Origin of the sequence: Stenotrophomonas maltophilia (assembly GCF_013464915.1) — a bacterium.
Taxonomy (GTDB): domain Bacteria; phylum Pseudomonadota; class Gammaproteobacteria; order Xanthomonadales; family Xanthomonadaceae; genus Stenotrophomonas; species Stenotrophomonas maltophilia_AT.
This window is the reverse complement of the sequence record NZ_RAVT01000025.1, coordinates 39,441-63,813: the sequence shown is the minus strand read 5'-3', so window position 1 is coordinate 63,813 and position 24,373 is coordinate 39,441. Positions and strand designations below refer to the sequence as shown.

General features: G+C 65.7%; 21 protein-coding genes. 11 read left to right on the top strand and 10 right to left on the bottom strand.

Annotation, left to right across the window (positions count from 1 at the left end; translation table 11 throughout):
- Positions 1-65 precede the first annotated feature (65 nt).
- The 4 genes from D7T59_RS09350 to D7T59_RS09335 all read left to right on the top strand — a co-directional run bounded on the left by D7T59_RS09350 (position 66) and on the right by D7T59_RS09335 (position 3,680).
- Positions 66-1,037, top strand: a complete 972-nt coding sequence (locus tag D7T59_RS09350; RefSeq protein ID WP_180851911.1) for a LysR family transcriptional regulator — start codon at positions 66-68, stop codon at positions 1,035-1,037.
- A gap of 14 nt (positions 1,038-1,051) precedes the next feature.
- Positions 1,052-1,681: a leucine efflux protein LeuE gene (gene leuE, locus D7T59_RS09345; RefSeq protein ID WP_180851909.1), complete on the top strand. Its 630-nt coding sequence runs from the start codon at positions 1,052-1,054 to the stop codon at positions 1,679-1,681.
- Entirely contained in the window at positions 1,678-2,094 is a 417-nt protein-coding gene (locus D7T59_RS09340; RefSeq protein WP_180851907.1) for a hypothetical protein, read from the top strand. Before leuE ends, D7T59_RS09340 begins: the two co-directional genes overlap by 4 nt.
- Before the next feature lie 158 nt (positions 2,095-2,252).
- Entirely contained in the window at positions 2,253-3,680 is a 1,428-nt protein-coding gene (locus tag D7T59_RS09335; protein WP_164137094.1) for an amino acid permease, read from the top strand.
- Positions 3,681-3,773: 93 nt separating this feature from the next.
- Here the strand turns inward: D7T59_RS09335 and D7T59_RS09330 are convergent, their stop codons facing one another.
- On the bottom strand, positions 3,774-5,015 hold the full coding sequence (locus D7T59_RS09330; protein WP_180851905.1) for a dipeptidase: 1,242 nt from the start codon (positions 5,013-5,015) through the stop codon (positions 3,774-3,776).
- Positions 5,016-5,169: 154 nt separating this feature from the next.
- Here D7T59_RS09330 and D7T59_RS09325 point away from each other — a divergent pair, with 154 nt between their 5' ends.
- Together D7T59_RS09325 and D7T59_RS09320 are read left to right on the top strand one after the other, a co-directional pair.
- Positions 5,170-5,985: a protein klaA gene (locus D7T59_RS09325; protein ID WP_180851903.1), complete on the top strand. Its 816-nt coding sequence runs from the start codon at positions 5,170-5,172 to the stop codon at positions 5,983-5,985.
- Positions 5,982-6,860, top strand: a complete 879-nt coding sequence (locus D7T59_RS09320) for a hypothetical protein (RefSeq protein WP_180851901.1) — start codon at positions 5,982-5,984, stop codon at positions 6,858-6,860. Before D7T59_RS09325 ends, D7T59_RS09320 begins: the two co-directional genes overlap by 4 nt.
- Positions 6,861-6,900: 40 nt before the next feature.
- Here the strand turns inward: D7T59_RS09320 and D7T59_RS09315 are convergent, their stop codons facing one another.
- On the bottom strand, positions 6,901-8,070 hold the full coding sequence (locus D7T59_RS09315; RefSeq protein ID WP_049436108.1) for a class I SAM-dependent rRNA methyltransferase: 1,170 nt from the start codon (positions 8,068-8,070) through the stop codon (positions 6,901-6,903).
- 349 nt (positions 8,071-8,419) lie between these two features.
- On the opposite strand from D7T59_RS09315, the gene D7T59_RS09310 reads away from it, so the two are divergent.
- The gene (locus tag D7T59_RS09310) at positions 8,420-9,382 is read left to right on the top strand and encodes a TerC family protein (protein ID WP_010487446.1); all 963 of its coding nucleotides are present in this window, start codon (positions 8,420-8,422) and stop codon (positions 9,380-9,382) included.
- Between the two features lie 106 nt (positions 9,383-9,488).
- Positions 9,489-10,259, top strand: coding sequence for a rhomboid family intramembrane serine protease (locus D7T59_RS09305; RefSeq protein ID WP_180851899.1), 771 nt, complete (start codon positions 9,489-9,491; stop codon positions 10,257-10,259).
- 241 nt (positions 10,260-10,500) lie between these two features.
- Here D7T59_RS09305 and D7T59_RS09300 read toward each other — a convergent pair whose 3' ends face one another.
- The 7 genes from D7T59_RS09300 to rpmH all read right to left on the bottom strand — a co-directional run bounded on the left by D7T59_RS09300 (position 10,501) and on the right by rpmH (position 19,282).
- The gene (locus D7T59_RS09300) at positions 10,501-11,607 is read right to left on the bottom strand and encodes a glycerophosphodiester phosphodiesterase family protein (RefSeq protein ID WP_180851897.1); all 1,107 of its coding nucleotides are present in this window, start codon (positions 11,605-11,607) and stop codon (positions 10,501-10,503) included.
- A 105-nt stretch (positions 11,608-11,712) separates the two neighbouring features.
- Positions 11,713-12,630 carry a BRCT domain-containing protein gene (locus D7T59_RS09295; RefSeq protein WP_343203081.1) on the bottom strand — a complete coding sequence of 306 codons (918 nt, stop codon included), beginning with the start codon at positions 12,628-12,630 and terminating at the stop codon, positions 11,713-11,715.
- A gap of 155 nt (positions 12,631-12,785) precedes the next feature.
- On the bottom strand, positions 12,786-14,135 hold the full coding sequence (gene mnmE, locus D7T59_RS09290) for a tRNA uridine-5-carboxymethylaminomethyl(34) synthesis GTPase MnmE (protein ID WP_180851895.1): 1,350 nt from the start codon (positions 14,133-14,135) through the stop codon (positions 12,786-12,788).
- Positions 14,136-14,138: 3 nt separating this feature from the next.
- Positions 14,139-16,811, bottom strand: a complete 2,673-nt coding sequence (locus tag D7T59_RS09285; RefSeq protein WP_180851893.1) for a polysaccharide deacetylase family protein — start codon at positions 16,809-16,811, stop codon at positions 14,139-14,141.
- A gap of 115 nt (positions 16,812-16,926) precedes the next feature.
- The gene (yidC, locus tag D7T59_RS09280; protein ID WP_180851892.1) at positions 16,927-18,642 is read right to left on the bottom strand and encodes a membrane protein insertase YidC; all 1,716 of its coding nucleotides are present in this window, start codon (positions 18,640-18,642) and stop codon (positions 16,927-16,929) included.
- Positions 18,642-19,136 carry a ribonuclease P protein component gene (rnpA, locus tag D7T59_RS09275; RefSeq protein WP_080355007.1) on the bottom strand — a complete coding sequence of 165 codons (495 nt, stop codon included), beginning with the start codon at positions 19,134-19,136 and terminating at the stop codon, positions 18,642-18,644. The genes yidC and rnpA overlap by 1 nt, the downstream gene beginning before the upstream one ends.
- A gap of 5 nt (positions 19,137-19,141) precedes the next feature.
- Positions 19,142-19,282 (bottom strand): 50S ribosomal protein L34, encoded by a 141-nt coding sequence (gene rpmH, locus D7T59_RS09270; protein ID WP_005411729.1) that lies wholly within the window; start codon positions 19,280-19,282, stop codon positions 19,142-19,144.
- Between the two features lie 255 nt (positions 19,283-19,537).
- On the opposite strand from rpmH, the gene dnaA reads away from it, so the two are divergent.
- Complete coding sequence (gene dnaA, locus D7T59_RS09265) at positions 19,538-20,869, top strand: chromosomal replication initiator protein DnaA (protein ID WP_180851890.1); 1,332 nt, start codon at positions 19,538-19,540, stop codon at positions 20,867-20,869.
- Between the two features lie 275 nt (positions 20,870-21,144).
- On the top strand, positions 21,145-22,245 hold the full coding sequence (gene dnaN, locus D7T59_RS09260) for a DNA polymerase III subunit beta (protein WP_005411731.1): 1,101 nt from the start codon (positions 21,145-21,147) through the stop codon (positions 22,243-22,245).
- 207 nt (positions 22,246-22,452) lie between these two features.
- On the opposite strand, the gene D7T59_RS21190 is transcribed toward dnaN, so the two are convergent.
- On the bottom strand, positions 22,453-22,803 hold the full coding sequence (locus D7T59_RS21190) for a hypothetical protein (protein ID WP_180851888.1): 351 nt from the start codon (positions 22,801-22,803) through the stop codon (positions 22,453-22,455).
- A 429-nt stretch (positions 22,804-23,232) separates the two neighbouring features.
- On the opposite strand from D7T59_RS21190, the gene recF reads away from it, so the two are divergent.
- Positions 23,233-24,327 carry a DNA replication/repair protein RecF gene (recF, locus tag D7T59_RS09255; RefSeq protein ID WP_180851886.1) on the top strand — a complete coding sequence of 365 codons (1,095 nt, stop codon included), beginning with the start codon at positions 23,233-23,235 and terminating at the stop codon, positions 24,325-24,327.
- The last annotated feature ends 46 nt before the right edge of the window (positions 24,328-24,373 follow it).

The window sequence follows — 24,373 nt, the reverse complement described above, 5'->3', positions numbered from 1 at the left end:
CACAGGTTGCGCCGCGCACGGTCGCTCAGAAAGGCGCAGAATCGGGCAGCACTTTCACTCCGGCAATGAAGATGATCCGCTTCGACGACCTGCAGTTGTTCGTCCGCACGGCCGCACTGGGCAGCTTCTCGCAGGCGGCCCGCGAGGCCGATCTGTTGCCCGGCCAGGTCGCTGCTGCGGTGGCGCGGCTGGAGCGCGAACTGGACCTGCGCCTGTTCGTGCGCACCACCCGCAGCCTGCGCCTGACCGGCGAGGGCGCGCTGTACCTGCCGTATGCGCAGGAGGTACTGGCTACCCTGCGCGAAGGGCAGGCCCGCGTGCAGGGCGAGGACGCCGAACTGCACGGCGCGCTGCAGCTGTCGGCGCCGTCGGACTTCGGTCGCAACCTGCTGCTGCCATGGCTGACTGCGTTCCGAGCCGCCCATCCACGGCTGCGCCTGCACCTGCGGCTGTCCGATGAAGTGGCCGACGTGTTCCGCGATCCGGTCGATGTGGCGATCCGCATCGGCCACTTCGACGACGCCAACTACGTCGCCCTGCCCCTGCTCGAAGGCAACCGTCGCGTACTCGCGGCTTCGCCCGATTACCTGCAGCGACGGGGCACGCCGGTGCGCCTGGACGAACTGCGCGAGCACGATTGCCTGGTCTACCAGCTCAGTGGCCGCGCCTACGATCGCTGGTCGTTCGAGGTCGACGGGCGCCGCACCGTGATCCCGGTGCGCGGCCCGCTGGTCTGCGACGACGCCGACGTGGTGCGGCGCTGGGCGGTGGCGGGCGAAGGCATCACCTACAAATCCTGGCTGGACCTGCGCGAAGACGTGCTGGCCGGGCGCCTGCAGCTGCTGCTCGACGGCGCCGGCAGCCACATTCCACTGCAGCTGGTGTGCCCGCACCGCAAGCAGTTCTCGCCGGCGGTGCGGCAGCTGCACGCGCAGCTGCGCCAGCACCTGCAACCGCTGCTGTCTGGCATGCCAGATGGACTCGCCGGCCCCCTGTCGCCCGCCCCGGTGCTGGCCGACAATGGCGGCCCCCCGTAAGAGAGAACACCGCCATGCCGTGGATGGGCATCCAGGACCTGTGGACGTTTCTGGTCGCCGTGCTGGTGTTTCTCGCCCTGCCCGGCCCCGGTACCTTCACCCTGCTGACCGCCACCGGCCGAGGCGGCGTGCGCGGTGGCTACACGGCACTGGCCGGCCTGCTGGTCGGTGACCAGATCCTGATGTGGCTGGCGCTGGCCGGCGTGGCCGCGCTGCTCAAGGCCAACCCGCTGGTGTTCCATGCCGTGCAGTACCTGGGTGCAGCCTACCTGGTGTGGGTGGGCATCAGCCTGCTGCGCACGCCGAAGCACGAGGGCACTGACGCCGGCCCGATCCGCATGCAGCCGGGCCGCTATTTCCAGCAGGCCATCCTGGTCAGCCTGCTCAATCCGAAGGCGATCCTGTTCTACATGGCCTTCCTGCCGTTGTTCATCGATCCGAAGGCGCACCAGGGCATTGCCACCTTCGCCGCGCTGGCCGGCATCATCCTGGTGGTCAGCATTGCTTACTGCTCGATGCTGATCGGCGTGGGCAACCTGGCCCGCCGCCGGCTGATCCAGCATCCGCGCATCAGCGATGCGCTGCGCCGGGTGGCCGGCCTGTTCCTGGTGGGGTTCGGCATCCGGTTGGGGTTGAACGGATGAAGGCCTGGCTGGCAACCGCGGTCGCACTGCTGCTCGCCGGCACCGCCTCTGGCACCACCGTGCAGGACCATCGCTGCCTGAGCGGCGGTCGCAATGACAGCATCCACCTGGAATGGCGCTGGCTGGAGGACGGCCAGTCCGACGTGCGCTACGCCGGCCACCGCGAGCGCCTGCCGCTGCGTCGGGTTTCGCTGGAAACCACGGTGCTGGCCGAGGATCGCCCCTACCAGTTCGACAGCGTCTGGGAAGAGCGCATCGACGGGCGCCTCAACGGCCGCTACCTGCTGAGCACGCAGGGTGCCCTGGTGCTGGATCTGCGTTACGAACGCGCCCGCGATGGCCGCAGCACCACCTTCCACGACTCCCCCGAAGCCTGGCAGGAAGACGGCTGCCACTGGCCGAGCACGCCCTGAAGCAGCACCGGGCCGACGGCCCTTTATGCCGATTCCGGCAGTCTGGTCGCGGTGCAGCGCGCGTGGGGGCGGGCATGACCCCCGTCAGTGGTAATGCTGCGCTGCGTTCGGTCACACTCGGGAACTTGTCGTTCTTAGTCACCCCTTCCGAGGCCTGCATGTCCCTGTTCCGGCGCAAGTCCCTAGATTCCGTCACCGTCCACGAAGCCGGCAGGCGTCTGATCCCGACGCTCAGCTGGCCGCACCTGATCGCGCTGGGCATCGGCGCCATCGTCGGTACCGGCATCTACACGCTGATTGGCGTCGGTGCCAACCTGGCCGGCCCGGCCGTGCTGATCTCCTTCGCCATTGCCGGTGCGGTCTGCGCCTGTGCGGCACTGTCCTACGCCGAGCTGTCGACGATGATGCCGGCCGCCGGCAGCGCCTACACCTACAGCTACAGTGCGCTGGGCGAGGTGTTCGCCTGGGTGGTGGGCTGGAGCCTGATCCTGGAGTACTCGCTGGTGGTGAGTACGGTGGCGGTGGGCTGGTCCGGCTACTTCGTCGGCTTCCTCGAATGGGTCCACACCCAGTTCGGCTGGAACGTGCACCTGCCGGCCTGGCTGGCAGCCGGCCCGCACGTGGAAGGCGGCATGATCAACCTGCCGGCGATCATCATCACCTGGCTGGTGGCCGGCATGCTGATGGCCGGCACCAAGGAAAGCGCCACGCTCAACGCCATCCTGGTGGTGTTCAAGCTGATCGCGCTGGCCATCTTCGTGGCGGTGGCCCTGCCCGCCTTCGACAGCGCCAACCTGCAGCCGTTCATGCCGTATGGCTTCGCCAAGTCGATGGGCCCCGATGGCGTCGAGCATGGCGTGATGGCGGCAGCGGCGATCATCTTCTTCGCCTTCTACGGCTTCGATGCGATCTCCACCGCCGCCGAGGAAACCAAGAACCCGGGCCGCGACCTGTCGATCGGCATCATCGGTTCGATGATCGGCTGCACCATCGTCTACGTGCTGGTGGCGCTGGCCGCCGTGGGTGCGATGAGCTACGCCGTGTTCGGACACAGCGCCGAGCCGCTGGCCCTGATCATGCGCCAGCTGGGCCATCCGACCGCGGCGATGGTGATCGGCGTGATCGCGATCATCGCGCTGCCGACGGTGCTGCTGGCCTTCCTGTACGGCCAGAGCCGCATCTTCTTCGTGATGAGCCGCGATGGCCTGCTGCCGCGTGGCCTGTCCAAGGTCAACGCACGCACCGGCACGCCGGTGGCGACCACACTGTTCACCGCGGTGGTGGTGTCGGCGCTGGCCGGTGTGGCGCGCCTGGACGAGATCGCGGCGCTGGCCAATGCCGGTACCCTGGCCGCGTTCACTGCCGTGGGCATCTGCCTGGTGGTGCTGCGCCTGCGCGAGCCGAACCGCGAGCGCACGTTCCGTACGCCGCTGGCCTTCGTGGTCGGCCCGCTGGCCGCGCTGGGCTGCATCTACCTGTTCCTCAGCCTGCCGCACAGCACCCAGCTGTACTTCCTGCTGTGGAACGTGGTCGGCCTGGTGCTGTACTTCCTGTACAGCCGCCGCCACGCGTTGATCGCGAAATAAACCGATCACCGGTAGTGCCGGCCGCTGGCCGGCATTGCCCGTATCAACACGATGCGAGTTGCCGGCCAGCGGCCGGCACTACCGCAGGGGGCTTCACCCGCCCTGTTTTGCCGCGTAATCCTGCGCCTGGCGCATCACCCGCAACAGGTTGCCGCCCCAGATGCCGGCGATCTGCTTCTCGGTGTAGCCCTTGCGCAGCAGCCACGCGGTGATCTTCGGCAGCTGGCTGACATCGGGCAGATCGGTCAGGCCACCGCCGCCATCCCAATCCAGGCCGATGCCCACATGTTCCGGGCCGACCACCTTGAGGATGTGCTCGAAGTGGGCGAAGAAGTCGTCCAGGCTGGCATGGCGCACCGGGTGCTCGTGGTCCAGCGCCTGCTCGGCCTTCAGCAGTGCGACGCCCTGCTCGATGCCCATCCCTTCCCAGCCGCCCAGCTGCTTGCTCAGCGCTTCTTCGGCCTGCTTGCGCTCGGGCGTCTTCGCGGTGTCGATCAGGTAGCCGCCATAGGCGTTCACCTGGATCACGCCACCAGCCTTGGCCAGCCTGCGCAGCCGCGCGTCATCAAGATTGCGCGGGTGGTCGTAGACCGCCTTGGCCGAGCTGTGCGACAGCACGAACGGCACCGGCATCATCGCCAGCAGGTCGTCGAACACCGCGTCCGACGCATGTGACTGGTCGATCACGATGCCCAGCTTCACCGCCTGCCGTACCAGGTCCTTGCCGGCCGGGCTCAGGCCCTTCCACTCGGCGCCCTTGGGATCGGTGGCCGAATCGGCGAACTCGTTGTTGGCGAAATGCACGGTGCTGAGCAGGCGCAGGCCGGCGCGATGGTAGAACGACAGCAGGCTCGGGTCAGCCACCAGCGGGCTGGCATTTTCCATGCTGATGTAGACCACGCGCTTGCCGGCGGCCTTGATGCGCGCGGCATCATCGGCGGTCAGCGCCAGTGCGAAGCGCTCGGGATTGGCGGCCAGCATTTCGCGGATTTCCATGAGGCGCTGCAGGCCGTGGTCGCGTTCGGCGAGATGCGCAGCGGTGCTGCGATCGCCCTGGTCGGTATAGATCGCCCAGAAGCCTCCGTCAAGGGCACCTTCGACCATGCGCGGATAGTCCACCTGCGAGAGCGCGTTGCGGTCGTGGCGCTGTTCGATGTCGAAACCGGTGCGGCCGAAATTGGCCGGCGTATCCAGATGGCTGTCGAGGGTGACCAGGCGCTGCTGCAGTGCCTTGGCACGGGCCAGTTCCTGCGCGCTGAACTCGATGGCATGGGCGGACAACGGCGCGCACAGCGCCAGTGCGAGCAGCAGGGAGAGACGACGCAACGACGGCATGGGCATCCACCGGCAATGGGAAGGACACGACCATAGCGCTGTGTCGACAACCTCCGGTAGTGCCGGGTGACCCTGCGCACTCCATTACACTCGGCGGCAGCCGCTATCGATGACGGCAGCCCACCGGCTGCCTCGCCCCTGAAACGGAATTCCGATGTCCCATTCCGCCCCGCCCCCCCTTCCTACCGCTCACCCTGCGCCCAGGGGTGCGCCGCTCAGCGTCGAACAGCTCAAGCGCGATGTGCTGCCGGTCCTGTTCGCCGGGCGCATCGACATCGGTCGCTATGGCCCCGCCGAACTGGCCAACGCCAGCGCGGAGCCTGCCTGGCAGGATGGCAGCGCCAACGCGCTGGCCAAGGCACTGGCTGAGCTGGTCAGCCGCCTCTCCGAACACGACCCCAACGCTCTGCTGGAACGTGCCAGCTGGTGGGATCGGTTCACCGGTGCCGATATCGAGCGGCGGCTTCGCCGGCGCATCGCGCTGGGCGGCAACGGCGACGTGTTGTCCGAGATCGAGCACCAGGCCGCAGCGGTGCGCAGCAGCGTCGACCGCTTGAATGCGCAGCTCGATGAGCATGATGCACAGGGTGCACGCCTGCAGATCTACATCGATGCGGCGGTGCAGTTCCTGCAGGAACTGCCACCAGACAATGGCGCCGTGGACGATCCGCTGGTGATGGACCGCCCCGTGGAACGCCTGCAGCGGCGCGTGGCCAATCTGACCGCGCTGCTGGCCAGCCACTCGATGAGCCGCATCCAGGTGCAGCTGGCACGCAACCACGCCATTGAACTGCTCGACCGCTACTGCGAGACCGTGCAGATCCTTGTGCCGATCTGGCGCCAGACCATCCAGGCCCTGCAGAACAGCGACAACGCCAGCCCGCAGATGGTCGCGCGTGCGGCACAGGCCCAGGACCAGCTGAAACAGGCCCTGCAGCAGCTGCTTCGCACTTCCGGAGAACCCGCATGATCACGTCCCGGCCCGATCCACTGAAGGTGCCAGCAGAGCTGCAGCAGCGGGTCGAAGCGGTTTCCGGCCTGCGCGCGCTGTATCGCCGGGGTTCGTTCGCACGCAGCCTGGGCCTGGCCTGTTTCGCGGTGCTGCCGGCCACTGCGCTGTTGTCCATGATCTTCCTGCAGGGCCTGACCGGTAGCCCGCCCTCGGCGCACGTTCCGGCCGGCTACGGCAATGACCCGTCCACAATCGTCCTGCTGCTGTCTGCCAGCCTGTGCTTCGCTGGCGGCATGCTGGTCTGGATGGGGTTCGGCCTGCGCAGGGTGCTGCTCAATCGCGGCGTGCGCCACTTCACCTTCTCGTTCGTGATCGGCGGCTCCATGCTGGTCGTCCTGATGGCAGGCAACGGAATCGTCAGTCCCGACTTCAGCCGGGCCGACGCCGGCGATGGCACGAAGCTCGACAGCACCCAGCTCGGCAAGCTCATCGACAGCCCCGGATTCACCACGCTGAGCCCGCAATGGCAGGGCTACCTGCAGGCGCAGCACTCGCTTGCCAGAACCAGCACCCCCTTGAACGACACGGGCCTGGCCATCGCCCGCGGGGAGGACATCGGTATCGCGGTGCCCGATGTCATCCGCGCGCGCATTGAAGCCAAAGCCAGGGTTCCCTATTCGGCGCGCAGCCAGGCGTGGCTGCATGCCCATTGGCTGCGCATGGGCGTACTGCACTTCATCGGCATGGCGATCGCCTGGTCATTGCTGCTGCTTGTCATCGCCGGCATCGGCCTGACCACCCTGGGCTACCACGTGCGCGGCCGGGCCCGGGTGATCAACGGCCTGCTGCAGCAACTTCAGCCGCCGCCCCCGCAGGCCAGCGCACAGGCATGAGGTGCTGCCGGCCGGCGGCCGGCCGCACCGATGCCATGGATCAATCCACCACGCGGCAGAACACGGCCTTCAGGTAACGCGATTCCTGCACGTGGGCCATGAACGGATGGTCCGGGCCGGCGCCGGCCACCTTCAGGATCTGGATGGTGCGGCCGGAGAAATAGGCCGCGCGGCGCAGCATGTCGAGGAACTGGTCCTCGGCCACCAGGCCGGTGCAGGAGAACGTGGCGAACAGGCCACCCGGCTTGACCACGCCCAGCGCCAGCTTGTTCATGTCCAGGTACTTCTTCAGCGCGGTGATGACCTGGTCGCGGTCGCGGGTCATCTTCGCCGGGTCCAGGATCACCACGTCGTACTGCTCGCCACGGTTGGCGGCATCGCGCAGCCACGGGAAGATGTCGGACTGGACGAACTTCGGACGCACGTTGTTCAGGCGCGAATTGCCCTTGGCGATCTGGATGACGTCTTCATCGATGTCGATGCCGACCACGTCCGAGGCGCCGCGCGCCGCCGCATACACGGCGAAACCACCGGTGTTGCAGCACAGGTCCAGCACGCTCTTGCCTTCCACCTGCTGGCTCAACCATTCGCGGTTCTCGCGCTGGTCGGCGAAGAAGCCGGTCTTGTGCGCACCGGCCGGGTCGGCGCGGAACTTGATGCCGTACTCGGTGATCACCGACGCTTCGGTGGTGGTGTTGCCGTGGAAGTCGAAACTCTCCTGCTTCTGCACGTGCTCGTCGGCGAAGCTGTGGAAGCGGCAACCGGGGAACTGCTCGCGCAGGGCGTCATAGATCCACTCGCGATGGCGGAACATGCCGGCGGCGAAGAACTCGACCACCACCAGGTCGCCGTAGCGGTCGACCACCAGGCCGGACAGGCCGTCGCCTTCGCTGTGCACCACGCGCCAGGCGTCGGACACCGCGTCAAGCTTCAGCACCTCACGGCGCAGCGACACCGCCTGGGCGATCTTGCGCGAGAACCAGCCGGCATCGACCGGTACGTTCTGGTCGGTTTCGAGGATGCGCACGGCAATGCGCGAGTGCCCGTTGTAGAACCCGCGGCCAATGAACTCGCCATCGATGCCGACCACGTCGACGATGGAACCGGGCTTGGGCCGGACGGTCGGCTTCTCGACCAGTTTCTGGAAGATCCACGGGTGGCTGGAACGCCACGCATTCTTGAGGCGGACAATCGGAAGGGGGGTATTCATCCACCTATTGTAAACCGGGCACCGGGGTCAGATCCCCGCAGGGGCTCTGCCTCCGGCCGGCATGCCAACCAAGGTTGGCATCCACCAGGGCGGGGACGCCGGCCACCCGGCATTTGACGGCGGCCCGGCCAGACGGCAGAATCGGCGCCAGAAGGGGAGTAGCTCCCAGACGTTGTCGCCGTCATTTCGAGCCCGCAGGCTCCGGTGCAACGGCAGTTCCAGCCGACTGGGACTGCGAGCGAGACCTTCGCCGTACTGGCGAAGCTCTGTCCCTGGATCCCCCTCCCGATCCTCCGTTGCAGATCCTCGCCGTCCGGCCTGGCATTCATCTTTCCAACGGACATTCCCAATGCAGACGATCGGTAACGTGTGGTTGTGGGGCGGCTTCGCAGCGGTGGTGGTCATCGCCCTGCTGGTCGACCTCGTGTTGATGCGCCATGGTGGACCGCACAAGGTCACCTTCAAGGAGGCCCTGTGGTGGTCGATCGGCTGGGTCGCGCTGGCCCTGCTGTTCAATGCCGGCCTCTGGTACTACCTGAATGAGACCGCCGGCCAGGTGGTGGCCAACAAGGTCGGCCTCGAATTCCTGACCGGTTATCTGGTCGAGAAGGCGCTGGCGGTCGACAACATCTTTGTCTTCCTGATGATCATGAGCTACTTCGCGGTGCCGGAAGAGCAGCGCCAGAAGGTGCTGATCATCGGCATCCTGGGCGCGATCGTGCTGCGTACGATCATGATCTTCGCCGGCAGCGTGCTGATCAGCCAGTTCCATTGGCTGCTCTACGTGTTCGGCGCCTTCCTGCTGTTCACCGGCTGGAAGATGTGGTTCGCCGCCGGCCAGGAGCCTGATCTGGAAACCAACCCGGCGCTGCGCTGGATGCGCAAGCACCTGCGCCTGCTGCCGGACTACGCCGGCAACGCGCTGAGCGTGAAGCGCGATGGCGTGCGCTGGTTCACCCCGCTGTTCGCGGTGCTGATCCTGATCGCGGTGACCGACGTGATCTTCGCGGTGGACAGCATCCCGGCGATCTTCGCGATCACCACCGACCCGTTCATCGTGCTCACCTCCAACGTGTTCGCGGTGCTGGGCCTGCGCGCGATGTTCTTCCTGCTGGCCGGCATGGCCGACCGCTTCCACCTGCTGCCGTACGGCCTGGCACTGGTGCTGGGCTTCATCGGCATCAAGATGATGATCATCGACCTGTTCAAGATCCCGACCCCGGTGTCGCTGGGCGTGGTCGCGGTGATCATCGCCGCCACCGTGGTGCTGAGCCTGAAGTACCCTCCGAAGGAAGGCGAAGGCCAGGCCTGAGCCTGACCCGTTGAATGGCGCGGCCGGTGGGATTGTCCCGCCGGCCGCATCCACTCTCCCGCAGCGGTGGCCTTGGTTTCGCGCCAGTCACCGCCATTGCTGAGGTATGGACAACAACGCGCCCCTGCCCGCCGGCGACGTGCCGGCCCCCCGCAATGACCGCTCGCGCATCCTGCGGGCGTTCAATGTCAGCCTGGCCGCCGTGCTGGTGCTGGTGGCCGTGTTCGCCCTGCAGGGCACGTTCGACTGGCGACCCTGGGCCGTGGCGCCACTGGAAGCCAAGGGCCTGCTTGGCCTGATCGGCGGCCCGATGCTGCATGCTTCGGTCGAGCACATCGTTGCCAACAGCATCGCCATCCTGATCCTGGGCACCCTGGCCGGCAGCGTCTACCCGAAAGCCACCGTACGCGCGCTGCCCCTGCTGTGGCTGGGCTCGGGCCTCGGTGCGTGGATGCTGGGCAACCCCGGCAGCGTGCACCTGGGCGCCAGCGGCGTCACCCACGGCCTGATGTTCCTGCTGGCCAGCCTGGGCCTGCTGCGCCGCGACCGCGCGGCGATCGCCACTGGCCTGATCGGCATGCTGTTCTACGGCGGCATGCTGATGACCATCCTGCCGCACGCCGACGGCGTGTCCTGGCAGTCGCACATGGGCGGCGCCTTCGCCGGCATCATCGCCGCGCTGCTGTTCCGCAACGCCGACCCGCTGCCGCCGCGCCCGCGCTACAGCTGGGAAGACGAAGAAGACGAGGCCGAGCCGCTGGCCGACGACGAGCTGGAGCCGCCGTCACCGCAGCGCGTGCCGGTGCTGTGGCAGCCGCGCGAGGGCCAGGACTATGTGGTGATTCCGTTCCGCCGCCCGGAAGATCCGCGCGGTTGAGCGATGGTAGTGCCGGCCGCTGGCCGGCAACCTCATGAACCGGTAGTGGCCGACCTTGGTCGGCACTCCTGCCGTGTGCCAACCAAGGTTGGCATCTACCAGAGCCCGTCAGTTCGCCGCATTCCCGGAAGACCCGCGCGGCTGAAAATGCCCCGGTAGTGCTGGCCCCTGGCCGGCAGCCTCATGAACCTTCCGTGGGAATCTCCGGGTTGCCGGCCAGCGGCCGGCACTACCGGGAGAATCAGTTCCCCGCCGTGCCCATCCCGTCCACAGCCTGCCGTCCCAGCGCCGGGTCATCGGTGAAGAACGCATCGATGCCGGTGGCCAGGTAGGCACGCATTTCGGCGATCGAACCCTCTGCATTGCGCGCGTTGTCGGCGCCCTTGCGCAGGTTGCTGGCCTGGAAATGGTTCTCCGGGCGGAACGTGTACGGAATCACCATCAGCCCTACTGCGTGCGCATCGCGCACCAGCGTGGTCGGCGTGCCCAGTGCGCCCTTGTCATCCAGCGGAATGATCGAGCGCAGCTCCGGACCGATGCTGTCGGCGTAGCTGGCAATGTCCTTCAGCCCGGCCGGGGTCATCATCTGGGCGTAGGTCAGCTTGCCACCGGCCTTGGCGATGTCGGCTGGCTGGGTATCGCCCTTCCACAGCAGCTGCAGCAGGCGGATGTTGCTGCCACGTGGGATCTTGCCGCGCAGGTAACGCAGGTTGGCGGTCTCGAACGACTGGATGGTGACCGGGCCGACGTTGGTATAGGCGTTGCCCCGCAGCGCCGCCAGCAGCTTGTCTTCCATCGGCAGGCCGATCGACTGGAAGTAGGTCGGGTGCTTGATCTCCGGCACCAGGCCGATGCCGCGGTTGGCGCGGCCTGCCTGCTGGACCAGGAACGCGAGGATCTCGTCCAGGCTGGCGATGCGGAACTGGCCGTCATAGGCGGTGCTGCGCAGTTCCGGCAGGCGCTCGCGTGCGTACAGGGTCTTCAGCTCGGCCAGGGTGAAGTCTTCGGTGAACCAGCCATCGACCTTCTGCCCGTCGATGACCTTGCTGGTGCGGCGGCTGGCGAACTCCGGATGCGAGGCCACGTCGGTGGTGCCGCTGATCTCGTTCTCGTGGCGGGCCACCATCACCCCGTCCCTCGTCATCACCAGGTCCGGCTCGATGTAGTCGGCGCCATCGGCGATCGCCTGCGCATAGGCCGCCAACGTGTGCTCGGGCAGCAGCGCGCTGGCGCCGCGGTGGCCGTAGACCGACACCTTGTGCGCGGCCGGGGTGGAGGATTCAGCACTCATGGCCACCGATGGTGCCACGGCCAGCGACAACAGCAACGCACAACCCCACGACTTCACTGCGACTTCCCCAAGCGGTATGTGATGGGCGTCAGTATGCGGCGGCAATGTGACAGGCGGGGGACCTGCGGGTCGGATCCCCGAAGGGGCTCCGACCCTACTTCCTCAGTCAACCAAGGCGTCGTGGAAATCGCGTTCGTGGACGATCATGATCCGCAGCCCTTCCTTACGTAGCTCCACCGCACGTTCCACCTTGCGACCGTAGCAGGCATAACTCCAGCTGGGATTGCCCTCCGCGCCGATCACCAGATAGTCCACCTTCTTCGATGGTGCGCTGTGCACTCGGCCTCCCCTGGCCGTTACCAGCGCCTGGATATCAGCACGCGACCCTCTGGACGATGCACCCGTAAAGCAGAATCCACGCTCTTCGAAATGGATTTCGGGGCCCACCGCGCAGAGCCCGACCAGACTTCCGGCGATCTGCAACGACGGATCGGTCAAGGTTCGGTCATCGCCGAGGGTGATGAACTCGCTGAAGAACTGGCGAAGCAGATCCTGTTCCTGCGCATCCACCACGCCATCAGCCAGTACCTTGGCTACGAGGTGTCCGATCTCGTCGTACGGCCAGCATCCCTGTAGATGGGAATGCTCATCCATCCAGTCCGAAAGACCACGCAGCTCGGCCTCTGAAATCTGGCCATCAGCGATTATTCCGCCCAGTACGGCATGAAGTCGCTGGAGATCTGCTGTAGTGGCGTTGACCCGATCACTTGAGCACATCCGATCGATCAGCCATCGCAGATCCTCCGCCGCATCTTCGTCCATGCGACCTTCGCCAAGTGAGCGCTCGAGCACAGGCATCAGTTCAGTGAACGGATGCTGCTGGCGCTGATGCAAATGTTCCTGGATCCAGTGGGCCAAGAAGCCACGCTCATCGGCATTGATCTCTCTGTCAATGGAGATCCCTTCGATGATGCCTGCCAGTGAGTTCAGCGCTCGAGTGAGCTGCGCCGGGCTTGTGAAGTGAACGTAGGAAACATGGTCCGGATGCATCCGCAATTCCTTTGCCTGAATTTCCTGCACGCTAGCTCGGTCGGCGCCGGTACTCAAGACGTACCGGACAAGACTACGGACTATTGGAGCTGATCACGTCATTTTATGGGGGTCAGAGCCCTTTCGGGGATCTGACCCCGAATTGCAGAGACCTTGAACAGCCGAGCATGGGCTCGGCTCTACAGTTACTTTCCGATGCAGAAGCTGGAGAAGATCCTCCCCAGCAGATCATCGGCACTCATCTGGCCGGTGATCTCGCCCAGTGCATCGTGCGCCAGTCGCAGTTCCTCGGCGGCCAGTTCCAGGTGCTCATGCGCCAGCTCGCCATCGGCGCGCTGTGCATGCTCTTGTGCGCGCTCGATCGCATCCACATGGCGGGTGCGCGCGGAAAACTCACCGTCCACCTGCTCCCCTGCCCCGGCCGAGGCGATGCTGCGCAGACGCGCGTGTAGATCTTCGAGCCCGGCACCGGTGGCGGCCGAAACGAACACACGGTCCGGGTCATCCAGCGTGGGCAACGCCGCCAGCAGGTCCGACTTGTTGTGGATGTAGACCTTGTGCGGCACATCGGCCACGGCCTGCCCCAGCGCAGCCTCACCGGCCGCCGGATCGCGCGCATCCAGGACGATCAGCGCCAGGTCGGTGCGCTCGATCTCCACGTGGGCGCGGCGCATGCCTTCGCGCTCGATGGCGTCACCGCCGTCGCGCAGTCCGGCGGTGTCGACAAGGGTCAGTTCCAGGCCATCCAGGCGGATGGTCTCGCGCAGGGTGTCGCGGGTGGTGCCCGCGATGTCGGTGACAATGGCGCGCTCGCTGCCGGCCAGCGCGTTGAGCAATGAGCTCTTGCCGGCGTTCGGCGGACCGATCAGCACCGCGTGCAGGCCATCGCGCAGGCGACGGCCACGTTCGGCGTCGCGGCGCAGCAGGGCCAGATCGCTGCGCGCCTGCTCCAGCCCGCGGCGCACCTGTGCACCACCGAGCGTATCCAGCGGTTCGTCGGCAAAATCGATGGCCGCTTCCACATGGATGCGCAGCAGCACCAGCTGCTCGACCACGGCGTCGATGCGCCGCGAGAACACGCCATCCAGCGAACGGCGTGCAGCGCGCGCGGCGCGGTTGTCACCCGCGGCGATCAGGTCGGCGATGGCCTCGGCCTGGGCCAGGTCGAGCTTGCCGTTGAGGAACGCGCGTTCGCTGAACTCGCCCGGCCGTGCCTGGCGGGCGCCCAGCGCGATGCAGCGTGCGACCAGCTGCTGCTGCAGCACCGGGCTGCCATGGCCCTGCAGTTCCACCACTTCCTCGCCGGTGAAGCTGTTCGGCGCCGGGAACCACAGCACGATGCCATCGTCGATCACCTCATCGTCGGCATCGCGCAGGCGTGCGTAGTGCGCATGGCGCGGGCGCAGCGCGGGCGCACCCAGCGCGTTGGCGATGGCCGCAGCGCGCGGGCCAGACAGGCGCAGCAGGCCGACACCGCCGGCACCGGGTGCGCTGGCGATGGCTACGATGGTGTCAGTGCGGAAGGTATCGTCCATGGCTCAGAGTTTCTCCAGCTGTGCGCGCGCCTGCGCGGCACCGCTGCCCTGCGGCTGCAGTGCCAGGTAGGTGGTATAGGCCTGCTTCGCCTTGGCCTTGTCGCCCGCGTTGAAGTAGGCATCGCCCAGGTTGAGATAGGCCACGGCGCGCGAGGGGTCGATCTTCAGCGTGTTCTCCAGCCAGCGTGCGGCTTCGGCGTAGCGCTGCTGGCGGTAGTAGACGAAGCCGAGGTTGTTGGCGGCCTGGGCGAAGTCCGGGCGCAGCTTCAGCGCCTCGGTGAACTGCGCCACCGCCTCGTCGTACTGCTTTTCCCTGTACAGCTGCAGGCCACGGTCATTGGCCTGCTGCGCGCGCTGGCGATCCGACGCCGGGCCGGCGGTGGGCACCACCAGCTTGGCCTTGCCGCCCTGCAGGTCGGCCACGGTCACCGGTGCCTGGCTGCCCTTGGCTTCGCTGGCGGCTTCGACCTTGTTGTTCAGTGCGATCGCATCGGCGGTCAGCTGGCGCGTATCGGCGTTGAGGAATTCCTGGCTGTCCGGTACCTGGAACACGAACTCCCCGCCCTGCGAACCGGGCAGGCTGCCGAAGGCCGGCGTCTGGTGCGAAACGGCCGAGACGGCCGGCGCCACGTAAGCGGCCAGTTCGGTACCCGTAATCAGTCCATCGCCGTTGAGGTCGCCCTTGCCGGCCAATGCCTGCAGCAGCACCCAGGTGAACACCGAGTGGCCGTTCGGGCCGGCGTCGGCCACCTGCTGGTCGGCACCGCCGGCGGTCAGCATCTGCCGCGCGCTGCGGCGTGCGTTCTCGCGCAGGAACGACGATGACGATGGGCCGCCACGGGTCAGACCCAGGCCGCTGTAGCAGGCGTCCATCACGAACATCACGTGCTTGGCCTGCATGCTCTCGGCGATGTTCTGGATGTCGGTCATCGCGATCGCGTCGGTGGCGAATTCCTTCGGGTCCGAATCGACCGGGATGATGTAGCCGAGGTCGCGTCCGGAGGCGAGCTGGCGGGTGGCGCCATGGCCGGCGAAGAACACGAACACGCGGTCGTTCTTTCCGGTGCGGTCATCGGCCAGGCGGTCGTGGAAGGCGGCCAGGATGTTGTTGCGGGTGGCCTGCTCGTTCTTCAGCACGATCACCTGCGAGGACGGGAAGCCGAACTGCCCGGTGAGCGTGTCGGCCACCGCCTGCGCGTCGTGGCTGGCGTATTCCAGCTTCGGCCACTTGGCGTAGTTGTCGATGCCGACCACGATCGCCCACGACTTCTCGTAGCCGGTGGTGACGGTGGCATCGCGGTCACTGCCCTTGCGCGGTCGGGCAACGCTGAAGTCGCGGCCGTTCCAGCCGGCGAACTGGTAGCCGTCGGCGATCAGCCGATCCAGGATCTGCGGCAGCGCCTTCACCGCACGGTCGTGGATGTCGTGGAACAGGATGATGCCGCGCTGTTCCTTGTTCACCTGGTCAAGCACGCGCTGCACGATCGATTCGGGCACCGGGTCGGCCCAGTCCATCGAATCGATGTTCCACATGATCGACTTCAGCCCCGCTTCGTTGAGCAGCTGCAGGCCTTCGGCATTGCGCGCGCCATACGGGAAGCGGAACAGCGGCGCGCGCTTGCTGTCGACGTCCTTCAGCAGCGTGTCGGTGTCCAGCACCTGCTGGCGCAGCGCGTCACCGGTGGTGCGCGAGAGCTGGGCGTGGGTCAGGCTGTGGTTGCCCACGGCGTAGCCCTCTTCCATCAGGCTGCGGCTGATCTTGGCCATCGGGCCCAGGCTGACCTTGCCATCGGCTTCCACCTTGCCCAGGTTGCGGCCCACTTCGAAGAACACGCCCGGCACGTCGTAGCGCTTGAGGATGGTCACCACTTCATCGGTATAGGCCTTGTGCGGGCCATCGTCGAAGGTCAGCACCACGGTCTTGGCCGGCAGGTCGCGGCCGAAGATCTCGCGGTCACTGTCCTTCATCGACATCGGGTACGGCTCGATCACGCCGTAGTCGCGCAGGATCGCTTCGCGGCTGTAGTCCTTGTGCAGGTGGGCGATGTAGTCCTCCCACTTCTCGCGCTTGAGCTCGATGGCACGGGTGCGTTCGAAGCGGCTGAAGATGCGGGTCAGTTCCTGGTTGTAGTTGCGCTCGATCTCATCAAGCGCTTCCAGGTCCTCGCCGATGCGCTGGTGCAGCTTCACCGCCGGCAGCGAAGAGTCGGTGCCGACGCGCTCATGCAGATCGCGCAGCACTTCGCGGAAGGCCAGGCGGTCGGCGTCGAACAGTTCCGGCGCCGACTCGATGTAGTCCAGCACGGTGCCGAGGGTAGCGAAGCGCTGCGGACTGGAGCCGCGCAGCAGCGTATCGAACTGCGCGGCGATGGCCGTGCGCTGTTCCAGCCCATCGTGGAACAGCTGCTGGCCCACGCGCGTTGAGGTACCACGGTCGGTAGCCGACTGCTGTTCCTCGTCAGCCAGCAGCACGATGATCCGGCGGTACCCGTCGAGCTGCTTCTGCAACGCAGCCAGCAACGGTGCGGCGGCCGGATCGGCGGCCGCCGCGGCCTGTGCGCTGGGCTGGGTGACCGTGGTCGCCGGTGCCTTCGCGTCCTTGTCACCACAGCCGGCAACGACCAGGGTAAGCAGCAGCGAAGGCAGGAACAGGCGGAACGACGACGCACGCGACATGGCGGACTCGGAAGTGGGAGGAACGGTGTGCGGGGAATTCTAACGCCGCATGCGAAAAGCCCGCCTTGCGGCGGGCTTCTGCTGAGGTCAGCCGGCCAGCGGCCGGCTCTACCGATTACTTCTTTTTGACCGGGGCCGGGGCGGTGGTGGCCGGGACCGGCTCGCCGCCATGGCGCTTGGTCATCCACCACTGCTGCAGCAGGCCCAGGCCGCCGTTGACCACCCAGTACAGGACCAGGCCGGACGGCATGAAGGCCATCATGACGCCGAACACCAGCGGCATGAACTGCATCATCTTCTGCTGCATCGGGTCCATGCCCGGTGCCGGGGTAAGCTTCTGGGTGAACCACATCACCGCCACGTTGATCACCGGCAGGATGAAGTACGGGTCGCGTGCGGTCAGGTCCTGGATCCAGCCCAGCCACGGCGCCTGGCGCAGTTCGACCGACTCGACCAGCACCCAGTACAGGGCGAAGAAGATCGGCATCTGGATGAGGATCGGCAGGCAGCCGCCCATCGGATTGATCTTTTCCTTCTTGTACAGCTCCATCATTGCGGTCTGGAACTTCTGGCGGTCATCGCCATAGCGTTCCTTCAGCTGCGCGATACGCGGCTGGAAGCGACGCATCTTGGCGCCGCTCTTGTACTGCACGGCCGACAGCGGGTACAGCACCAGCTTCAGCAGCACCACCAGGCCGACAATCGCCCAGCCCCAGTTGCCGACCAGCTTGTGCACCTGGTTCAGCACCCAGAACAGGCCCTGGCCGATCACCGCCATCATCGAGAAGCGGCTGTAGTCGACCACGCGGTCCAGGCCCGGCACGTCTTCCTTGGCGATCAGGTTGACCAGCTTCGGGCCAACCCACAGGCGGGCTTCGGTGCTGGTGGACTGGCCCGGGGCCACGGTGAAGGCCGGGCCACGCGCCTCGATCAGGTCACGACCGGCCACCTGCGACAGCACGTAGTGCGCGGTCTGGTCCTTCTGCGGGATCCAGGCGGTGAAGAAGTGGTGCTGCAGCATCGCCAGCCAGCCGCCAGTGATGTTCTGGTTCAGCGTGCCGTCTTCCAGGTAGTCCTTGAACGCACGACGCTGGTACTTCTTGTCGTTGTCGTACCAGGTGGCACCGTTGAAGCTGAACGAATCCGGATTGGTCATGCTCCGCGACAGGATGGTCGGGGTGCGGTCCAGGGTGCGGTAGACGTAGCCATTCCACGGCGCGGCGCCGGCATTGCTGACTTCGTCCTTGAAGCGCACGGCGTACTCGTTGCGCGAGACGGTCAGGGTGCGCTTGATGGTCACGCCGTTGTCGGCGGTCCACACAAACGGGATCTGCAGCTCGTTCTGGCCCTTGGCCAGCACGAAGTCCCGGGTGTCACCGACCAGCTTGAAGCCGTCGGCGCCCGGCACCGGGGTGTTCTTGTCTTCGCTGGCCCAGCCACTGATCGCGCTGTACGGATGCGCGGGGTCTTCGGTCAGCAGGCGTACCGGCGGGCTGCCTTCGTCCTTGGTCTGCGGGAACTGCAGCAGCTCGGCGTCCAGCACGCGGCCGCCGTCGAGCACCAGGCGCAGCACGTCGGTGGTGACGGTCACGCGCTGGCTGGCCGGGGTGGCGCTGGCCTGGGCCTGCACGGCGGCCTGGCCCGGGGCACCCGGCACCTGGGCGCTGGGGATGGCGCCCGGGGTCGCGCCCGGAACGCTCTGTGCGGCGGCCGGGGCCGACGTGGTCGTCGGTGCCGGGGTCGGGGCAGCCTTTTCACGGCTCCACTCCATCCACAGCAGCACGGCCACCATCAGCCAGGCAAAAATGAGGAATACGCGGGTCTGGTTCATCAGCGGACAGGCTCGGCGGGGCCGGGACGCGATGCCGGCTCGGTCAAAGAAGGAGTTGCGATGCCATCAGGCGGCGGCATTGTGCCGTCCACGCCCGGCGTGGGCAATGCACGCAGGCGACGCAGCAGGCGCAGGAAGGCCTGGCGGATCTCGTCGTTGCTGGCGGAACGCGCAGCACTACGAGCCACGACGACAAAGTCGCCTGGCTGGATGTCGGTACGTGTCTGACGCAGGATGTCGCGCAGGACGCGCTTGATCCGGTTACGCCCGACGGCGTTCGGATCAACCTTGCGGGAAACCGCCAGACCCAGCCTGGCCGGCCGGTCAGCCGGCAGCCAGTGCAGGGTCATCAGCGGATCGGACACACGGCGGGCGCCGTTGAAGACCGTTGAGTATTCGGCACGCGTGCGAACCCGCGCAGAGCGAGGGAATCGCTTGCGCGGGTCTGCAGTATTCACTGTCGAAGGGATTGCGTCTGCCGCGAGGTGCGGCATGGCAATCAGGCGCTCAGGACTTTGCGGCCCTTGGCGCGGCGACGCGACAGGATCTTGCGGCCGTCAGCGGTCTTCATACGGGCACGGAAGCCGTGGTCGCGCTTACGCTTGAGGTTGCTGGGCTGGTAGGTGCGCTTCGTGGCCATTGGGGGCCTCTCGTATGAATGGGACGGAAAGAACCGGAAATTCTAGAGAGGTACCCCGCCCCAAGTCAACCCCTGGCAGCTACGCGAATTCACTGGGCTGTGCAATAGCTGTGGATGTTTTTGTGAATAAGTAGGGGACAAGCATTCCGAAGGCGGGCGCTCGGTGGTAGTCTGAGCCATCCATTTCCCCCCTTTCCGGCCTGTGTTTGGGCGCCTTGTCGCGTCCACGCCCCGGCCACCGGACGATTATTGCTGATGGATGCTTGGTCCCGTAGTCTCGAGCGCCTCGAAGCGGAGTTCCCGCCGGAAGACGTTCATACCTGGTTGAAGCCGCTGCAGGCCGATCTGCGCGTGGACAGCCTGGTGCTGTATGCACCGAATGCCTTCATCGTCGACCAGGTCCGCGAGCTGTATCTGGTCCGGATCCGCGAACTGCTGGCGCATTTCGCCGGCTTCAGCGACGTTTTTCTTGAAATCGGCTCGCGTCCGCGCCCCGTGGAGGCGCAGAACGCGCCGGTTTCCACGCCATCGGCGCATGTTTCCAGCGAACCGCAGGTGCCGTTTGCCGGCAACCTGGACAATCACTACACGTTCGCCAACTTCGTTGAAGGCCGCAGCAACCAGCTGGGCCTGGCCGCCGCCTTCCAGGCAGCGCAGAAGCCCGGCGACCGCGCGCACAACCCGCTGCTGCTGTACGGAGGCACCGGCCTGGGCAAGACCCACCTGATGTTCGCCGCCGGCAACGCCATGCGCCAGGCCAATCCGGGCGCGAAGGTGCTGTACCTGCGTTCGGAACAGTTCTTCAGCGCGATGATCCGAGCCCTGCAGGAAAAGACCATGGATCAGTTCAAGCGCCAGTTCCAACAGGTGGACGCGCTGCTGATCGATGACATCCAGTTCTTCGCCGGCAAGGACCGCACCCAGGAAGAGTTCTTCCACACCTTCAACGCGTTGTTCGATGGCAAGCAGCAGATCATCCTGACCTGCGACCGCTATCCGCGCGAGGTCGAGGGTCTGGAAGCGCGCCTGAAGTCGCGGCTTGCCTGGGGCCTGTCGGTCGCGATCGAACCGCCGGACTTCGAGACCCGCGCCGCGATCGTGCTGGCCAAGGCGCGCGAACGCGGTGCCGAGATTCCCGATGATGTTGCGTTCCTGATCGCCAAGAAGATGCGCTCCAACGTGCGCGACCTCGAGGGCGCGCTCAATACCCTGACCGCCCGCGCCAACTTCACCGGCCGCGCGATCACCACCGAATTCGCCCAGGAAACCCTGCGCGACCTGCTGCGCGCCCAGCAGCAGGCGATCAGCATTCCCAACATCCAGAAAACCGTTGCCGACTACTACGGCCTGCAGATCAAGGATCTGCTGTCGAAGCGTCGGACCCGCTCGCTGGCCCGTCCCCGCCAGGTCGCCATGGCCCTGACCAAGGAACTGACCGAGCACAGCCTGCCCGAGATCGGCGATGCCTTTGCCGGTCGCGATCACACCACGGTGCTGCACGCCTGCCGCCAGATCCGCACCCTGATGGAAACCGACGGCAAGCTCCGCGAGGACTGGGACAAGCTGATCCGGAAGCTGAGCGAATGATGCACGGATGCCGATGAGGCGTCATCGCACAAAACGGTGCAGAATCCGGTAGCAAGCGCGGGACACGTTGTGGATAAAAAAGGCGTTTGAAATCGCGCGGAATTTATCCACAGCTTTCCCCACCCCCTGGGGGTCGGTAATACAGAGGGTTTCGAGGTCTGAAATTCTTTTATTTACAAAGACTTAGCGTTGTTTTCCAGCGATTCTGTCTCTACCAGCACCACCAAGCTTTTGATTTATTCCACATTTTTTAAAGCATAGGGGCACGGAACCACATGCGTTTCACACTGCAGCGCGAAGCCTTTCTCAAGCCGTTGGCACAGGTCGTCAACGTGGTCGAACGCCGCCAGACCCTTCCGGTTCTGGCCAATTTCCTGGTCCAGGTGCAGAACGGCCAGCTGTCGCTGACCGGTACCGACCTGGAAGTGGAGATGGTGTCGCGGATCGCGGTTGAAGATGCCCAGGACGGCGAAACCACCATTCCCGCCCGCAAGCTGTTCGAGATCATCCGCGCCCTGCCCGACGGCAGCCGGATCACCGTCTCGCAGACCGGTGACAAGATCACCGTGCAGGCTGGCCGCAGCCGCTTCACCCTGGCCACCCTGCCTTCCAACGACTTCCCGTCGGTGGACGAAGTGGAAGCCACCGAGCGCGTGGCCATCGGCGAAGCGACCCTGAAGGAACTGATCGAACGCACCGCGTTCGCGATGGCCCAGCAGGACGTGCGCTACTACCTCAACGGCCTGCTGTTCGACCTGCGCGGCGATGCGCTGCGCACCGTCGCCACCGACGGCCATCGCCTGGCCCTGTGTGAAACCGACCTGGCCAAGCCCAGCGGTTCCAAGCGCCAGATCATCGTGCCGCGCAAGGGCGTGACCGAGCTGCAGCGCCTGCTGGAAAGCGGTGATCGCGAGATCGAGCTGGAAGTCGGCCGCAGCCACGTCCGCGTGAAGCGCGACGATGTCACCTTCACCTCGAAGCTGATCGACGGTCGCTTCCCGGATTACGAAGCGGTGATTCCGATCGGTGCCGACCGTGAAGTGAAGGTGGATCGCGAAGCCCTCCGTGCCTCGCTGCAGCGTGCCGCGATCCTGTCCAACGAGAAGTACCGCGGCATCCGCGTGGAAGTCTCGCCGGGCAACCTGAAGATCAGTGCGCACAACCCGGAGCAGGAAGAAGCCCAGGAAGAGATCGAGGCCGACACCACGGTCAGCGATCTGGCCATCGGCTTCAATGTGAACTACCTGCTGGATGCCCTGTCCGCGCTGCGCGACGAGGAAGTCATCATCCAGCTGCGCGACTCCAACTCCTCCGCGCTGGTGCGTGAATCCAGCAGCGAGAAGTCGCGTCACGTGGTCATGCCGCTGCGTCTCTGACAGCAGCGCTGTTCCACGTGGAACCGAACGACGCCCGGGATCTTCCCGGGCGTTTTTTTTGTTCCACGTGGAGCATCGCAGCAAGGCGTCGAACAGCATCCATTTGGAGGAACGTCCTCCTGCTCGTTGGTCCCCTCTTCCCCCGCCTTCAACACGATTGATGGCGAGTGTTGGGACCAGCGATTGCAGCCAATGCTCGCTGACGCCTCAGGTTTGATCGGAAGCGTCAGTACCTGGATTCTCAACGTGGGGCATTTGGCCAGATCTGGCTGGATTGGCGAAGCGGCGGGCTGCTGATGCTGCGATCCCCGCTGCTTCTGCAAACGCCTCTGTCCACAGGATTGATTCGGGGCGGATCAGGCCAAGCCTAGCTTCTAAATCTGGGTATAAATCTAAAGCATGGTGGTGATGGTAGAGGCAGATTTCGTGGAAAAACCAGTTATCTGCATGATTTAAAAGGAATTTATACAGCTGAAACCCCCTGTATAGAGGCCCCTCTGGCTGGGGGGGAACCTGTGGATAGTTTTCCGCGGCAGGCAAAAGGGCTTTTTTATCCACAGATTGCCCATACCTTGTGTATAAGTCATACAGGCCCGCTGTGGACAGCGTGAAACGAAGGGACTGAATTTTTTGAAATCTGTGGAACCCTCCAGGACACTGGATCGCAGATTTGAAGGAATCTGCGGGGTCATCCGACCGCACCCCCGCCGAAGCTCGCACTCACGCCTGTGCGAAGGCCCTGAAATCGTTGAAATCTGAGGGTAGAAGCCCTGCTGCCCTCGACAGAATTGAAGGGATTTAGGCCACGTCCAGGCCTGTAGAGGGCCAAGCGGATGGCGTGGCCCCACGTGGAACGTGCGATCGCTTGCCGCACAGAGGCTTCTCCTTCGCTTTGCAGCTGGCGCAGCGCGGTCGGCTTGACCGATGCAGTAAGCTGATGGATTCCCTGCCCCGCTACCGCCTCGTGCGGATGGTCTTTCGCGCCCCATGCTTATCCGCCGCCTCGCCCTGCACCAACTGCGTCGCTTCAGTGCGGTGGACCTGTTGCCGCAGCCGGGATTGAACCTGCTGACCGGCGACAACGGTGCCGGCAAGACCAGCGTGCTGGAAGCCCTGCATCTGATGGCCTATGGACGCAGCTTCCGTGGCCGGGTCCGCGATGGATTGGTGCGCCAGGGCCAGGAAGCGTTGGAAATCTTCGTGGAATGGGACGAACAGCGTGCCGATCACCCACCCCACCGGCGAAAGGCCGGGCTGCGCCACAGTGGCCAGGACTGGAAGGGGCGGCTGGACGGCGAAGATGTCGCGCAGCTGGGCAATCTCTGCGCCGCGCTGGCCGTGGTGACGTTCGAGCCTGGGAGCCATGCATTGGTCAGTGGTGGTGGCGAACCCCGCCGCCGCTTCCTCGATTGGGGCTTGTTCCACGTGGAACCGGATTTTCTTTCCCTGTGGCGCCGCTACTCCCGGGCGCTGAAGCAGCGCAATGCCCTGCTCAAGCAGGGCGGGCCGTCGCGGATGCTCGATACCTGGGATCACGAGCTGGCCGAGGCCGGAGAACCACTGACCAGCCGCCGCCAGCACTACCTGGAGCGTCTGCAGCAGCGCACTGTGGCCTTGGCCGCCAGTCTGGCGCCGCAACTCGGCATCCAGGGACTGGAACTGAGTCCTGGATGGCGGCGGCATGAACTGCCGCTGGCCGACGCCCTGCTTCTGGCGCGGAAACGCGACCGCCAGGCTGGCTACACCTCGGTCGGCCCGCACCGGGCGGACTGGAGCGTGGACTTCAAGAGCATTCCTGGTCGCGATGCGCTGTCCCGGGGCCAGGCCAAGCTGACGGCATTGGCCTGCCTGCTCGCGCAGGCCGAAGACTATGCCGAGCAGCGCGGCGAATGGCCGGTGATCGCGCTGGACGATCTGGCCTCGGAGCTGGATCGCACCCACCAGGCGCGGGTACTTGAGCGCCTGCTCAATGGCCCAGCACAGATCTTCATCACCGCCACCGAAACGCCGGCGGCGCTGGAAGAACTGACCCACATCGCCCGGTTCCACGTGGAACATGCACAGATCGTGGCTGTGCCATAGTGGGCACACCAGGGCCGCTCGACCCCGGCTGGTATAATTCGGGTTG

Excerpts from the sequence above, each read along its gene's own strand:
- mnmE (WP_180851895.1), bottom strand. The coding sequence starts at position 14,135 with ATGGACGATACCTTCCGCACTGACACCATCGTAGCCATCGCCAGCGCA.
- D7T59_RS09340 (WP_180851907.1), top strand. The coding sequence starts at position 1,678 with ATGAAGGCCTGGCTGGCAACCGCGGTCGCACTGCTGCTCGCCGGCACC.
- D7T59_RS09350 (WP_180851911.1), top strand. The coding sequence starts at position 66 with ATGAAGATGATCCGCTTCGACGACCTGCAGTTGTTCGTCCGCACGGCC.
- D7T59_RS09315 (WP_049436108.1), bottom strand. The coding sequence starts at position 8,070 with ATGAATACCCCCCTTCCGATTGTCCGCCTCAAGAATGCGTGGCGTTCC.
- dnaN (WP_005411731.1), top strand. The coding sequence starts at position 21,145 with ATGCGTTTCACACTGCAGCGCGAAGCCTTTCTCAAGCCGTTGGCACAG.
- rpmH (WP_005411729.1), bottom strand. The coding sequence starts at position 19,282 with ATGGCCACGAAGCGCACCTACCAGCCCAGCAACCTCAAGCGTAAGCGC.
- rnpA (WP_080355007.1), bottom strand. The coding sequence starts at position 19,136 with ATGCCGCACCTCGCGGCAGACGCAATCCCTTCGACAGTGAATACTGCA.
- D7T59_RS09305 (WP_180851899.1), top strand. The coding sequence starts at position 9,489 with ATGGACAACAACGCGCCCCTGCCCGCCGGCGACGTGCCGGCCCCCCGC.
- recF (WP_180851886.1), top strand. The coding sequence starts at position 23,233 with ATGCTTATCCGCCGCCTCGCCCTGCACCAACTGCGTCGCTTCAGTGCG.
- D7T59_RS09325 (WP_180851903.1), top strand. The coding sequence starts at position 5,170 with ATGTCCCATTCCGCCCCGCCCCCCCTTCCTACCGCTCACCCTGCGCCC.
- dnaA (WP_180851890.1), top strand. The coding sequence starts at position 19,538 with ATGGATGCTTGGTCCCGTAGTCTCGAGCGCCTCGAAGCGGAGTTCCCG.
- leuE (WP_180851909.1), top strand. The coding sequence starts at position 1,052 with ATGCCGTGGATGGGCATCCAGGACCTGTGGACGTTTCTGGTCGCCGTG.
- D7T59_RS09330 (WP_180851905.1), bottom strand. The coding sequence starts at position 5,015 with ATGCCGTCGTTGCGTCGTCTCTCCCTGCTGCTCGCACTGGCGCTGTGC.
- D7T59_RS09285 (WP_180851893.1), bottom strand. The coding sequence starts at position 16,811 with ATGTCGCGTGCGTCGTCGTTCCGCCTGTTCCTGCCTTCGCTGCTGCTT.
- D7T59_RS09335 (WP_164137094.1), top strand. The coding sequence starts at position 2,253 with ATGTCCCTGTTCCGGCGCAAGTCCCTAGATTCCGTCACCGTCCACGAA.
- D7T59_RS09320 (WP_180851901.1), top strand. The coding sequence starts at position 5,982 with ATGATCACGTCCCGGCCCGATCCACTGAAGGTGCCAGCAGAGCTGCAG.
- D7T59_RS09310 (WP_010487446.1), top strand. The coding sequence starts at position 8,420 with ATGCAGACGATCGGTAACGTGTGGTTGTGGGGCGGCTTCGCAGCGGTG.
- yidC (WP_180851892.1), bottom strand. The coding sequence starts at position 18,642 with ATGAACCAGACCCGCGTATTCCTCATTTTTGCCTGGCTGATGGTGGCC.